This window comes from Skermanella sp., from assembly GCF_059503625.1.
Genome location: NZ_JCACHA010000685.1, coordinates 1 through 12363, shown reverse-complemented (window position 1 = coordinate 12363; position 12363 = coordinate 1). Strand labels below are relative to the sequence as shown.

The window sequence follows — 12363 nt, the reverse complement described above, 5'->3', positions numbered from 1 at the left end:
AGAAGCTGCTGGTCGGCCGCTCCGGCTACGACATCACGGTCCCGACGGCCGAGCCCACGATGAGCCGCCTGATCAAGGCCGGCGCTCTCCAGAAGCTCGACAAGTCGAAGATCCCGAACCTGAAGAATCTCGATCCCGCGCTGATGAAGCAGGTCGAGCGGTCGGACCCCGGCAACCAGTACGGCGTCATCTATCAGTGGGGAACGATCGGAATCGGCATCAACGCCGAGAAGATCAAGGCCCTGATGCCGGATGCGCCGCTCGACAGCTTCAAGCTGATCTTCGACCCGGAAGTCGCCAAGAAGCTGGCGCCCTGCGGTATCACGATCCTCGATTCGGCGACCGACACCTTCCCGACCGTGCTTCACTATCTCGGCCTCGACCCCAATTCGGACAAGGCGGAAGACCTGAAGAAGGCCGAAGAGGCGCTGATGAAGATCCGCCCCTACGTGAAGAACTTCGTCACGGGGCAGAACATCAACAATCTCGCGGCCGGCGACGCCTGCGTGGCGCTGGCGTATTCCGGCGACGTGATCCAGGCCCAGGCCCGCGCGGCGGAAGCCAATGCCGGCGTGACCGTCGACTACGTCGTGCCGAAGGAGGGCGTGCAGCTCTGGTTCGACATGATGACGATCACCAAGGATGCGCCCAATGTCGATGCCGCGCACAAGTTCATCAACTTCATCCTGAAGCCGGAGACGATGGCCGGCATCACCAACTACACCAACTACGCCAATGCGGTGCCGGCCTCGCTGGAAACGGTTGACGAGGCGGTGAAGTCGAATCCGTCGGTCTTCCCGACGGATGAGGCCAAGCAGAAGATGTTCACCGTATCGGCGGTGGCGCCGGCGGCCGAACGGCTGCGCACCCGGTCCTGGACCAAGATCAAGACCGGCCAGTAAGCCCCCCGGTGAAGAGCGGAGCGGCAACGCTCAGCAGACGATGCCCCGGCCGCCCGATGACGGCCGGGGCTTCTCTTTGCCGGAATACGTGATCGCAGGGAGAACCCGATGGCTCAGACGACGACCCAGTCCGGCCGCAAGATCAAGCTCGAGCCCTGGCAGGACCCCAAGGAACAGCCTTACCTGCGGATCGAGAAGGTCACCAAGAAGTTCGGCGATTTTACCGCCGTGGACGACGTATCGCTGTCGATCTACCGGGGCGAGTTCTTCTCGCTGCTCGGCGGATCGGGCAGCGGCAAGACCACTCTGCTCCGCATGCTGGCGGGGTTCGAAACCCCGACTTCGGGCAAGATCTTCATCGACGGCGTCGATATGTCGAACATCCCGCCGTACGAGCGCCCGGTCAACATGATGTTCCAGAGCTATGCGCTGTTCCCGCACATGACGGTCGAGCAGAACATAGCCTTCGGCCTGAAGCAGGACCGCGTGCCGCGCGACCAGATCCGCGTGCGCGTCGCGGAGGTGCTGGACCTGGTCCAGCTCGGCCGCTTCGCCAAGCGCAGGCCGCACCAGCTTTCCGGCGGCCAGCGCCAGCGCGTGGCGCTGGCCCGCAGTCTCGTCAAGCGGCCCAAGCTGCTGCTGCTGGACGAACCGCTGGGTGCGCTGGACCGGCGCCTGCGCGAGCAGACCCAGTTCGAACTGGTCAATATCCAGGAACAGGTCGGCATCACCTTCGTGATCGTCACTCACGATCAGGAGGAGGCGATGACCATGTCGAGCCGGATCGCCGTCATGAACAGCGGCTGGATCGCCCAGGTCGGCACGCCGGCCCAGATCTACGAATACCCGGCCACGAAGTTCGTCGCCGAGTTCATCGGGTCGGTCAACATGTTCGCCGGCCGCATCCTGGAGGACGAGCCGGACCACGTGCTGATCCAGAGCGAGGAAGCCGGCTGCGACCTCTACATCAACCACGGCGTCCCGGTTCCGCTGGGCACGCCGGTCTGGGTCGCCGTCCGGCCGGAAAAGATGTCGATCTCCCGCGAGCCGCCGCCGGTCGATAGCGCCCGCAACGTGACGCGCGGCACCGTCCGCGAGATCGCCTATCTGGGCAACCTGTCGAACTACCTGATCGAGCTGGACTCCGGTAAGATGGTCCGCATCACCCAGCCGAACTTCAACCGGCTGACCGAGATGCCGATCACCTGGGAGGACCGCGTCCATGTCTCCTGGCAACCGTTCGCCGGCGTGGTCCTGACCCAATGAGCGAGCCCGTTCCGAGCCTGAATCCAAACCCCAGCCGTCGATTGAGCCGCTTCGGCCTGTCCGGGCGCGGGCTGGTGGTCATGGTGCCCTATGTCTGGCTGCTGCTGTTCTTCCTGATCCCCTTCGCGATCGTGCTGAAGATCAGCTTCGCCGAGGCCGACATCGCGATCCCGCCCTACACCGCCTTGCTGGACTGGGCGGAGGGAGGGATGCTGACGGTCAAGCTGAACTTCGCCAGCTTCATGTTCCTGCTGACCGACAGCTTGTATGCGGTAGCCTATCTCAATTCGCTGAAGATCGCCTTCGTCTCGACCGTGCTGTGCCTGCTGCTGGGCTATCCGATGGCCTACGGCATCGCCAAGGCGCCGGCATCGTGGCGCGGTCCGCTGCTGATGCTGATCATCCTGCCGTTCTGGACCTCGTTCCTGATCCGGGTCTATGCCTGGATCGGCATCCTGAAGCCCGAAGGCCTGCTCAACAATTTCCTGATCTGGCTGGGTATTATCGATACGCCGCTCCAGATCCTCTATACCGACGTGTCAATCTATATCGGCATCGTGTATTCCTATCTGCCCTTCATGATCCTGCCGCTCTACGCCACGCTGGAGAAGCTGGACGACACCTTGTTGGAGGCGGCGGCCGACCTTGGCGCCCGGCCGGTCAAGGCGTTCCTGGCGGTCACCCTGCCGCTGTCGATGCCCGGAATCATTGCCGGTTCGCTGCTGGTGTTCATCCCGGCGGTGGGAGAGTTCGTCATCCCGTCGCTGCTGGGGGGACCCAATACGCTGATGATCGGCGCCGTGCTGTGGAACGAGTTCTTTTCCAACCGCGACTGGCCGGTGGCGTCGGCGGTGGCGATAGCGCTGCTGCTGTTCCTGGTCGTGCCGATCATGCTGTTCCAGTATTTCCAGGAAAAGCAACAGGAGGCCGCAAAGCAATGATGCGCCGTTCGGGCTTCGTGCTGACCATGCTGGCGTTCGGCTACGCTTTTCTCTACGTGCCGATCATCCTGCTGATCATCTATTCCTTCAACGAGAGCCGTCTGGTCACCGTCTGGGGCGGCTGGTCGACCAAGTGGTACGTCGAACTTCTGCATAACCAGCAGATGCTTTCGGCGGCCTGGCTGTCGCTGCGCATCGCGGCGCTCAGCGCTACTATTTCGGTCATCCTGGGGACCATGGCCGGCATGGCGATGGCCCGGTTCGGACGCTTCAAGGGGCGGACGCTGTTCGGCGGCATGATAACGGCGCCGCTGGTCATGCCGGAAGTGATCACCGGCCTGTCGCTGCTGCTGCTGTTCGTCTCGCTGGAGCAGTTCATCGGCTGGCCCGAAGGGCGCGGGATGACGACAATCACGATCGCCCACGTGACCTTCACGATGGCCTTCGTCGCCGTGATCGTGCAAAGCAGGCTGGTCAGCCTGGACGAATCGATCGAGGAGGCGGCGATGGACTTAGGCGCACGCCCCGCCAAGATCTTCTTCGTGATCACTCTGCCGATCATCTCGCCGGCGATCGTGTCGGGCTGGCTGCTGGCCTTCACCCTGTCGCTGGACGATCTGGTGATCGCCAGCTTCGTGTCGGGGCCAGCTTCGACGACGCTGCCGATGGTGATCTTTTCCAGCGTCCGGCTGGGAGTGACGCCGGAGATCAATGCGCTCGCGACGATCATCGTCGCCATCGTGACGACCGGCATCATTGCCGCTGGAGTTCTCATGGCCCGGCAGGAAAGAATCAGAAAGATAGACGAACAGATGGCGTCCGCGTCGAACGCCTGATTTTTCGGCTTTCCTTGGCTTTTTCCTGAGAGGGACATCGCTTTTCTTGCATGCGAGCCGCGCATGGCCGCCCCGGCGTCCATGCGCGGGGGCTTGCCGGCCGCAAGTTAAAAGAATATCTTCTTCAACAGGAGAAACTGCTGAAGAGGCGTATCATGAATTTCCTCGTATTCCTTGGCCTTATCCGTCTTGGTTCGGCCGCCCAGACCCGATTCTACGAACCGGCATATCCTATTGCGGATGCTCCGGTGCTGCATCCTCCGGCCCGGCGCCGTCGATAGAGCGCCAGCGGCCTCCCTTCGTTTTTTCCCTCTTTTCAAATTTTATAGAAAACTCAGGGTTTTACCGGAGGCGGATCATGTCCGTTCCGAGAGGTTGCCAAGACAGCGCCCCGGTGGTTAGTGTCGCCGGGGCGTATTCTTTGAGAGGGCTTTGAAACCATGTCCACCCCTGTCGCGGACGGGTTCCGCATGCCTGCGGAATGGGAAAACCACAACCGCTGCTGGATGGCGTGGCCTTGCCGTCCCGAAACCTTCACCAACGGCATCGACGCCGCCTGCGCCGCCTATGCCGAGGTGGCGCAATCGATCGCGCAGTTCGAACCGGTCGCTATGGTCTGCAATCAATCCGACGTGGCTGAAGTATCGCTGGCGTGCGGCCCCGGCATCGAAGTGCTGCCCATGCCGATCAGCGATAGCTGGATCCGAGACACCGGCCCGACTTTCGTAGTCGACGGCACTGGCCGGGTCGCGGGTGTCGATTGGGGCTTCAATGCCTGGGGCAACAATTATCCCGACCACCAGCTCGACGCGGAGCTGGCCCGGCGGATGATCGAGCATCTCGGCATGCAGCGCTACGGCGCTCCGCTGATCCTGGAAGGCGGCTCGATCCACGTGGACGGGGAGGGCACCCTGATCACGACGGAGGAATGCCTGCTCAATCCCAACCGCAATCCCAACCTGACCAAGGCGGAGATCGAGCAGCACCTGAAGGACTATCTGGGCATTCGTCAGGTCATCTGGCTCGGCCAGGGCTACGAACTGGACGAGACCGACGGCCATATCGACGAGATCGCCTGCTTCGCCCGTCCGGGACTGGTGCTGGCCCTGACGACCGACGATACCGGCGATCCCAATTTCAAGATCTTCCAGGACAACCTGGACCGGCTGAGAGCCGCTCGCGACGCGAGCGGCCGGGAGATCGAAGTGGTCACGCTCCGCCAGCCGGAAAGGCGCGACCACAACGGAATTCGCCTCACGCTGTCCTATACCAATTTCTATATCGCCAACGGCGGCATCGTCATGCCGGCCTACGAGGACGCGGCGGATGACGAAGCGTTCCGGACACTGCGCAAGGTCTTCTCCGATCGCGAGGTGATCCAGGTGCCGGCGCTCGACATCGTCAAGGGCGGCGGCGGCATCCACTGCATCACCCAGCAGCAGCCGGGCGGCCAGTAATCAGGCTCGGTATTCAGGCTGTGGAGCGGCGGCACGCAGTTTACGGGCATCTTCCCGTTGACTTGGCGCTGCCGCTCCCCTAGGTTCCAGCACCGCTCAATCCCATGAGCAAGCAATGCGCCTACGGGTGCCCGCCGGTCCGCGAGTTTCGCGCACTGGCGCATTTTCGTTTGGGCGCGTTGCGGCGCATGGGATGAAGCGGCTCGGATTTTCGAACCTTGATCGAGTGATGCATGTTTGAAGGGCTGACCGGACGGCTGGGCGACATCTTCGATCGCCTGACACGGCGTGGCGCGCTGAGCGAGGAAGACGTCGGCGCCGCCTTGCGCGAGGTGCGTATCGCCCTGCTCGAGGCGGACGTGGCCCTGCCCGTGGTCAAGCAGTTCATCGCCGGCGTCAAGGAAAAGGCGGTCGGAGCGGAAGTCCTGCGGTCGGTCACGCCCGGCCAGATGGTCGTCAAGATCGTCCACGACCATCTGGTCGAGATGCTGGGCTCCGTCAGCGAGGGCATCAACCTCGAGGCGGCGGCGCCGGTCCCGGTCCTGATGGTTGGGCTTCAGGGCTCCGGCAAGACCACCAGCACCGCCAAGATCGCGCTCCGCCTGAAGACGCGGGAGCGCAAGAAAGTGCTGATGGCGTCGCTCGACACGCGGCGTCCGGCGGCTCAGGAACAGTTGAAGATCCTGGGCGAGCAGGTTCAGGTGGCGACGCTGCCGATCGTTCCCGGCCAGCAGCCGGTCGAGATCGCCAAGCGCGCCATGCAGATGGGCCGGACCGAGGGCTATGACGTCGTCATGCTCGACACCGCCGGCCGTCTCGCGATCGACGACGAGCTGATGGCGGAAGTCGCCGCCGTCCGCGACGCCACAAAGCCGGCCGAAACTCTGCTGGTCGTGGACGCCATGACCGGCCAGGACGCGGTGACGGTTGCGACCAACTTCCAGGATCGCGTCGGCATCACCGGCATCGTGCTGACCCGTATCGATGGCGATGCGCGCGGCGGCGCCGCACTGTCGATGCGCCAGATCACCGGCAAGCCGATCAAGCTGCTGGGCGTCGGCGAAAAGGTCGACGCACTCGAAGCCTTCCACCCCGACCGCATCGCCGGCCGTATCCTGGGCATGGGCGACGTCGTCAGTCTGGTCGAGAAGGCCGCCGAGAACATCGACAAGGCGGAGGCTGAAAAGTTCGCCAAGAAGATGGAGAAGGGGACCTTCGACCTCGACGACATGGCGAACCAGCTCAAGCAGATCCGCAAGATGGGCGGCATGGGCGGGATGCTCAACATGCTGCCGGGCATCGGCAAGATCAAGAACCAGATCAAGGACGCCAACATCGACGAAGGCATCCTGAAGAAGCAGGAAGCGATCATCTCGTCGATGACCAAGGCGGAGCGCCGCAATCCCGACCTCATCAAGGCATCCCGCAAGCGCCGCATCGCGCTGGGATCGGGTGTGCAGGTCCAGGACGTCAACAAGCTGCTCAAGCAGTTCCAGGACATGCAGACCATGATGAAGAAGGTCAAGAAGATGGGCCAGAAGGGCTTCATGCGCCAGGGTCTGGCCGGTCTTCTGCCGGGTGGTCGCGGCGGCGGGAAGGGTTTCCCGTGATCCGACTGCCTACATAGAATTTCGCCGTGGGATCGTTGATCGTTCCCGCAGGCAACTCCGATCGACGCCCAGTGCCATTTGCCGGGCCGAGAGTTTAGCCGATACGACTGCAACCTGAGTGAAGAGAGTAATTCAGCAATGTCCCTGAAGATTCGCCTGACCCGCGGCGGCGCCAAGAAGCGCCCGTTCTATTCCATCGTCGTCACCGACGCCCGCAGCCCGCGCGACGGCCGTTTCATCGAAAAGATCGGCACCTACAACCCGATGCTGGCCAAGGACCATCCAGAGCGCGTCGTGCTGAACGGCGAGCGCGCCAAGCATTGGTTGTCGGTCGGCGCCCAGCCGACCGACCGCGTCACTCTGTTCCTCGGCCGCGCCGAGATCGTCCCGGCTCCGGCCCAGTCGAACAACCCGAAGAAGGCCGCCCCCAAGGCGAAGGCCCAGGAGCGCATCAAGGCCGAGCAGGCTGCCGCCGCCAAGCGCGCCGAAGCCGAAGCCGCCGGCTCCGCCGAATAAGCTGCTGCGCTGACAGGCCCGGTACCTCCCCATGGCAACCCAACCCGCAGGCAAAGGCGCAAGCCAGCCCAGGACCGCAGGCAAGGCGCGAAGCACGGTGTGCGTCGGCCAGATCGTCGGCGTTCATGGCGTGCGCGGCCTCGTTAAGCTGAAGAGCTTCACCGAGGACCCTGCGGCCATCGCGGGCTACAACCCCCTGATGGACCCGACCGGCACCCGCAGCTTCACCGTCGAACTCCAGTCGGCGATGAAGGACTACTGGCTCGCCAGGGTCCAGGGTGTCTCCGACCGGACCGCCGCGGAAGCTCTGCGGGGCGTGCTGCTGCATGTGGACCGCGACCGGCTGCCGCCTCCCGAGGATGAGGAAGAGTTCTATCACGCCGACCTGATCGGTCTTTCGGTCGAAAGGCCGGACGGTTCCAGTATCGGCACGGTGATAGCTCTCCATAACTTCGGCGGCGGCGACATGCTGGAAGTCAACCTGCCGGAGCGCCGCACGGTCATGGTGCCCTTCACCAAGGCGCTCGTGCCGGTGGTGGATGTCGCCGGCGGCCGTATCGTCGCCGACCTTACCGACGACCTGCTGGCACCTCCGGATGCCGCCGAGCAGGCGGCGGAAGCGGCGGCCGAGCGTGCCGGTTCGGCAACCGATGGCGAGGCCGGGTGATGGACCCCGTCTGGACCGTCCGCATCCTGACCCTGTTCCCGGAAATGTTTCCGGGGCCGCTGGGGCTCAGCCTTGCGGGGCGCGCCTTGGAGAACCGGATATGGTCCCTGGAAACAGTGGACATCCGAAACTTCGGACGCGATAAGCACCGCACGGTCGACGATACTCCGTTCGGTGGCGGTCCCGGCATGGTGATGCGGGCCGACGTGCTCGACGCTGCCCTGACCGCGGTTACCGGCGGTCCGGAAAGTGCGGGGCGCGGCCGGGTGATCTACCTGTCGCCGCGCGGCAGGCTGCTCGATCAGGCTCTCGTCAGGGAGCTTGCCGTGGAGCCGGTCGTGACCCTGCTGTGCGGGCGTTACGAAGGGGTGGACGAGCGGGTCCTGGAAGCGCATGGGGCCGAAGAGGTCAGCCTCGGCGATTTCGTGCTGTCCGGCGGCGAGCCGGCGGCGCTGGCTCTCATCGATGCCGTCGTCCGGCTGCTGCCGGGCGTCATGGGCAACGAGGAGACCGCCGGGGAAGAAAGCTTCGAGCGGGGATTGCTGGAATATCCCCATTATACGCGGCCGGCCGACTGGCAGGGCCGCATGGTGCCGGAAGTCCTGCTTTCCGGTCACCACGAAAAGGTACGCGCCTGGCGGCTGGCCGAGGCGGAGCGGATCACGAAGGCCAGACGGCCGGACCTGTGGTCCCTCTACGAGGCCGCCCGCGAGGTGGAAGAACCGCGGAAGCGCCGGCGGCGCGACCGCATCGCGACGATGGAATAGATGATAAACGGGTCCGCCGGGCTGCCTTTCAGGACTTCGGCGCGCCACAGTTGAATGTAAGGGGTGAGTGCGATGAACATCATTCAGCAACTTGAGGCCGAACAGGTCCAGAAGCTGGTCGAGAAGCGGCCGGTGCCGGAGTTTTCTCCCGGTGACACGCTGCGCGTCAACGTGAAGGTCGTCGAAGGCACGCGCGAGCGCGTCCAGGCCTATGAGGGCGTCTGCATCGCCCGCAAGAACGCCGGCGTGAACTCCAGCTTCACCGTCCGCAAGATCAGCTACGGCGAAGGCGTCGAGCGCGTATTCCCGCTCTACAGCCCCCGCATCGACAGCATCGAGCTGGTCCGCAAGGGCGACGTCCGCCGCGCCAAGCTGTACTACCTGCGCGAACTGCGCGGCAAGCGCGCCCGTATCAGCGAGCGGACGACCGGCCGCGGCATGGTCAATGGCCGCGATGTCACGAACTGATCTGCTTGGCGGTTGGGCTTCGGCCTGATCGCCCAGGTGAGACCGTACGATAGAAACGCCCGCCGAAGCTATTTCGGCGGGCGTTTCTGTTGCGTCCTGGCGCTGGCGATTGATCGATAGCGTCTTGGGGAACGCCGTGGCATCCGTGATTGACGATTTCATGCATCGGCATGAGATCACAGGGCTTCACAAGCTGATCGGATTTGAGTAAATTACAGGAGTGGGAGAGGTGCTTGTGACACCTCTCCCTGGCTCCGTTAGAGGTTCATGCCGATCTCGAGTTCAATCCCGATCGTCTGTCCCTTCCAGCGGAGCCGGAATGTCCATCGCATCATGGACTCCCTCCTCCAGTTGTCTCGGTAGGGTGGATTATCCACTCCACCGGACACTGGCGAGAATAGGGATTGGCACAGCGTCTTGATACGCGAACTTGCATGCTGCGGCATGCTGTCATACTTGCTAGACTCTGCCGGATTGAAACGAAGAGCATCTCTACGGTAGATGCTCTTAGCGGCTGCATATATGGCCGCTAGAGCGGCACCGACATTTTCACGCTTGTCCCGCTGCCGGTTGCTTCCACTGCAAGCACGGACCCCAACTGCGCCGCCAGAGCCTCCGCCAGCAGCATGCCGGCATCGGCATCCGGATCGAAGCCGGTGGGCAGGGCTCGGCCATTGTCGGAGACGACCAGTTCAAGAACTTCCGGTTGTGGACTGGTCAAGGAGATCCGTATCCAGCTTTTCGCCGGGAAGGCGTGGCGCAGCGCATTGCTCAGCAATTCGTTGACGATCAAGCCAAGCGGCACAGCGAGCGATAATCCGCCCGTGATCTTCTCCGACTGCACGTCGATATCGGTACCCTGTGCGCCGCCGGGCAGGTTCGCGCTGGTCGTCGTGACCAGCTCCGTCAGATAGCGGCCGAACTCTACCTTGGTTTCCGTGCCCGACTCATGGAGGTGGCGGTAGGCAATGGCAAGCGCCTCGATCCTCTGCAAGGTTAGGTCGTAGGCTGTCCTTGCGTCAGGGTCGCGGATGCGGCCGCTTTGCAATTTCAGAAGGCTGATTACCAGCTGAAGGCTGTTCTTGGCACGGTGCTGGAGTTCCTTGAGTGCCGCCTCCTTTTCCCTCAGCGCCTGTTCGAGCTGCTTGGTATGGTCGTCCATATCAGGAGCGCTAGCTATGGTCAAAGGCGGGTCTCCTGACCGCGTCAAACGTATGCGGGAGCGGTAGCTTCAACGGGCGGATGTTTCCATGCTTGCCCCGTTCCTAGAATATTCGCCAATTTGTACAACAGGCAAGCTAACTCTCAAATATACTTTCCGGCGTAGATACCGAATATATATAGAATGTAAATATAACTTTATTTTTATTGATAAATAGAATGAATGTAGGCACCTCAAGCAAGCGTTGTAAAGCGTGGCAGGCGATCAGTTTGCTGTTCCGCCCTGTCCCGCCGTACAACGGTCAGCCGAAGATGCGGCTGAGAATGCCTTTCTTTTTCGCGACTGGAGGCTTGGCCTTGGGGGCAGGGGGCTTGCCCTGAATGTACTCTTCCTTGAAACGCTTTAAATCCTCCGATCGACCGAAGTTGAAGCGGACATGAAATACATAAGTCTTGGTCTTCTTGAATTCGTCTATTTCCTCGGACATTCCAAGGAATTCCAGCTCCCAAAGACCTCTGATATTCGCACGCATCCAGTCTTCGGCCTCGTTCATCTTGCCCTGGCCGCGGAATTTATGAACGATTTCGTACGTTAGATGCGATGTCATGGCTTTCCCGCTTTGCGGTCTACAGTAAAGGCCCGGTATGGGTAATCCGGCGATCCGAGCCGGTGGTCGATCGTACGCGCAAGGCGTATAGATTCGGTTACTGGAAGCGCCGATCCGCCGCATCTCACAACGTTGATATGGATCAAGGCATTCTCCGGCGTCGTCGGTCATCGTTAGCGGGTTGATCGTTGCCGTACCTTCGGATCGATGACGGGAGCGGACAGCGTCATGACCATTCCTTCCGACGTGATGCGATTGCCGCCTCCAGGTGAGCCTTTCAACCTGTCCGGGCGGGTACATTCGATTTCGGCGCGCGGCACGGGAGCCGGACCAGGCGTCCGCTTCGTGATCTTCCTGCACGGCTGCCCCCTGCGGTGCGTTCACTGTCCAAGCAAGGGCAGTGCCCAGGGCAGCGACATACGCCTGGATACCGTCGAGAAGCTCATAGACCGGATCGCCCAGCATGCCGATTACATGCGGGTGTCGGGCGGTGGGGTGACAGTCGCTGGTGCCGAACCGCTTGAGCAGGCGGAATTCGTCCGCGAATTGTTCCGCCGCTGCCGTTCAATGGGGATACCGACCGCACTCGATACCACTGGAAGCGGCAACCTGTTCGCTGCGCGGGGCCTGCTGCACCTGACCGATCTTGTCGTGCTCGACCTTACCGGGTTCGACACCGCGACCGTTCAAGACGTTCCTGCCGGTCCGCTGGCCCGGTTTGCCAGCATCCTTCGGCAGGCGGATAAACCGGTCTGGATGCGTCTGGCACTGGTCCCCGGGTTCAACGACGACCCCGCCCATGTCGAGACCCTGGCGGAGTTCGCCGCTTCCTTTCCCGATCTGGAACGGGTCGATGTGGTTCCGTTCCAACGCATGGACGCTGAAGAATGGCGCACGCGCTGTCCGCTCCCCGGCATTCGCACCCTCAAACCGGCAGCCATCTCCCAGGTCCGGGCGGTGCGCAATATCTTCCGGAGTCGCGGATTGAGAGCCGACTGAGTTTGCCGGGTTGGACTTCCCGCCTGCATCTCAGACGTGGCATGCCGTGGGATTAGCCCTTGGTAGCCGGGACGCTCGGCCGATTTCTGTCGCACCGCAGCATCCGAAGTGCCATCTAGGGGGCCATGGTCGCTATTCCTGAATTCGCCCGGCGGGCGGTCTTCA

At 62.6% G+C, this 12363-nt stretch carries 13 protein-coding genes; 11 read left to right on the top strand and 2 right to left on the bottom strand.

The window, feature by feature from the left end:
• The 10 genes from AC5JJ6_RS22355 to rplS form a co-directional block, all read left to right on the top strand.
• The coding region (locus tag AC5JJ6_RS22355) for an extracellular solute-binding protein (RefSeq protein ID WP_496044181.1) at positions 1 to 902 on the top strand (902 nt) is incomplete at its 5' end.
• Positions 903 to 1010: 108 nt separating this feature from the next.
• Positions 1011 to 2168, top strand: coding sequence for an ABC transporter ATP-binding protein (locus AC5JJ6_RS22350; RefSeq protein WP_496044180.1), 1158 nt, complete (start codon positions 1011 to 1013; stop codon positions 2166 to 2168).
• The gene (locus tag AC5JJ6_RS22345; RefSeq protein WP_496044179.1) at positions 2165 to 3109 is read left to right on the top strand and encodes an ABC transporter permease subunit; all 945 of its coding nucleotides are present in this window, start codon (positions 2165 to 2167) and stop codon (positions 3107 to 3109) included. The genes AC5JJ6_RS22350 and AC5JJ6_RS22345 overlap by 4 nt, the downstream gene beginning before the upstream one ends.
• The gene (locus AC5JJ6_RS22340; RefSeq protein ID WP_496044182.1) at positions 3109 to 3945 is read left to right on the top strand and encodes an ABC transporter permease subunit; all 837 of its coding nucleotides are present in this window, start codon (positions 3109 to 3111) and stop codon (positions 3943 to 3945) included. The genes AC5JJ6_RS22345 and AC5JJ6_RS22340 overlap by 1 nt, the downstream gene beginning before the upstream one ends.
• 440 nt (positions 3946 to 4385) lie before the next feature.
• Positions 4386 to 5402 carry an agmatine deiminase gene (gene aguA, locus AC5JJ6_RS22335; RefSeq protein ID WP_496044178.1) on the top strand — a complete coding sequence of 339 codons (1017 nt, stop codon included), beginning with the start codon at positions 4386 to 4388 and terminating at the stop codon, positions 5400 to 5402.
• Between the two features lie 233 nt (positions 5403 to 5635).
• Positions 5636 to 7012 carry a signal recognition particle protein gene (ffh, locus tag AC5JJ6_RS22330; protein WP_496044177.1) on the top strand — a complete coding sequence of 459 codons (1377 nt, stop codon included), beginning with the start codon at positions 5636 to 5638 and terminating at the stop codon, positions 7010 to 7012.
• A 138-nt stretch (positions 7013 to 7150) separates the two neighbouring features.
• Entirely contained in the window at positions 7151 to 7528 is a 378-nt protein-coding gene (rpsP, locus tag AC5JJ6_RS22325) for a 30S ribosomal protein S16 (RefSeq protein ID WP_496044176.1), read from the top strand.
• 31 nt (positions 7529 to 7559) lie between these two features.
• Positions 7560 to 8195, top strand: coding sequence for a ribosome maturation factor RimM (gene rimM, locus AC5JJ6_RS22320; protein ID WP_496044175.1), 636 nt, complete (start codon positions 7560 to 7562; stop codon positions 8193 to 8195).
• Positions 8195 to 8962, top strand: a complete 768-nt coding sequence (gene trmD / locus AC5JJ6_RS22315) for a tRNA (guanosine(37)-N1)-methyltransferase TrmD (RefSeq protein WP_496044174.1) — start codon at positions 8195 to 8197, stop codon at positions 8960 to 8962. Before rimM ends, trmD begins: the two co-directional genes overlap by 1 nt.
• A 72-nt stretch (positions 8963 to 9034) precedes the next feature.
• Entirely contained in the window at positions 9035 to 9430 is a 396-nt protein-coding gene (gene rplS, locus AC5JJ6_RS22310) for a 50S ribosomal protein L19 (RefSeq protein ID WP_496044173.1), read from the top strand.
• A 529-nt stretch (positions 9431 to 9959) separates the two neighbouring features.
• Here the strand turns inward: rplS and AC5JJ6_RS22305 are convergent.
• Together AC5JJ6_RS22305 and AC5JJ6_RS22300 are read right to left on the bottom strand one after the other, a co-directional pair.
• Positions 9960 to 10592, bottom strand: coding sequence for a sensor histidine kinase (locus AC5JJ6_RS22305; RefSeq protein WP_496044172.1), 633 nt, complete (start codon positions 10590 to 10592; stop codon positions 9960 to 9962).
• A 301-nt stretch (positions 10593 to 10893) separates the two neighbouring features.
• The gene (locus tag AC5JJ6_RS22300; protein WP_496044171.1) at positions 10894 to 11370 is read right to left on the bottom strand and encodes a hypothetical protein; all 477 of its coding nucleotides are present in this window, start codon (positions 11368 to 11370) and stop codon (positions 10894 to 10896) included.
• Positions 11371 to 11427: 57 nt separating this feature from the next.
• Here AC5JJ6_RS22300 and AC5JJ6_RS22295 point away from each other — a divergent pair, with 57 nt between their 5' ends.
• Entirely contained in the window at positions 11428 to 12198 is a 771-nt protein-coding gene (locus tag AC5JJ6_RS22295; RefSeq protein ID WP_496044170.1) for a radical SAM protein, read from the top strand.
• The last annotated feature ends 165 nt before the right edge of the window (positions 12199 to 12363 follow it).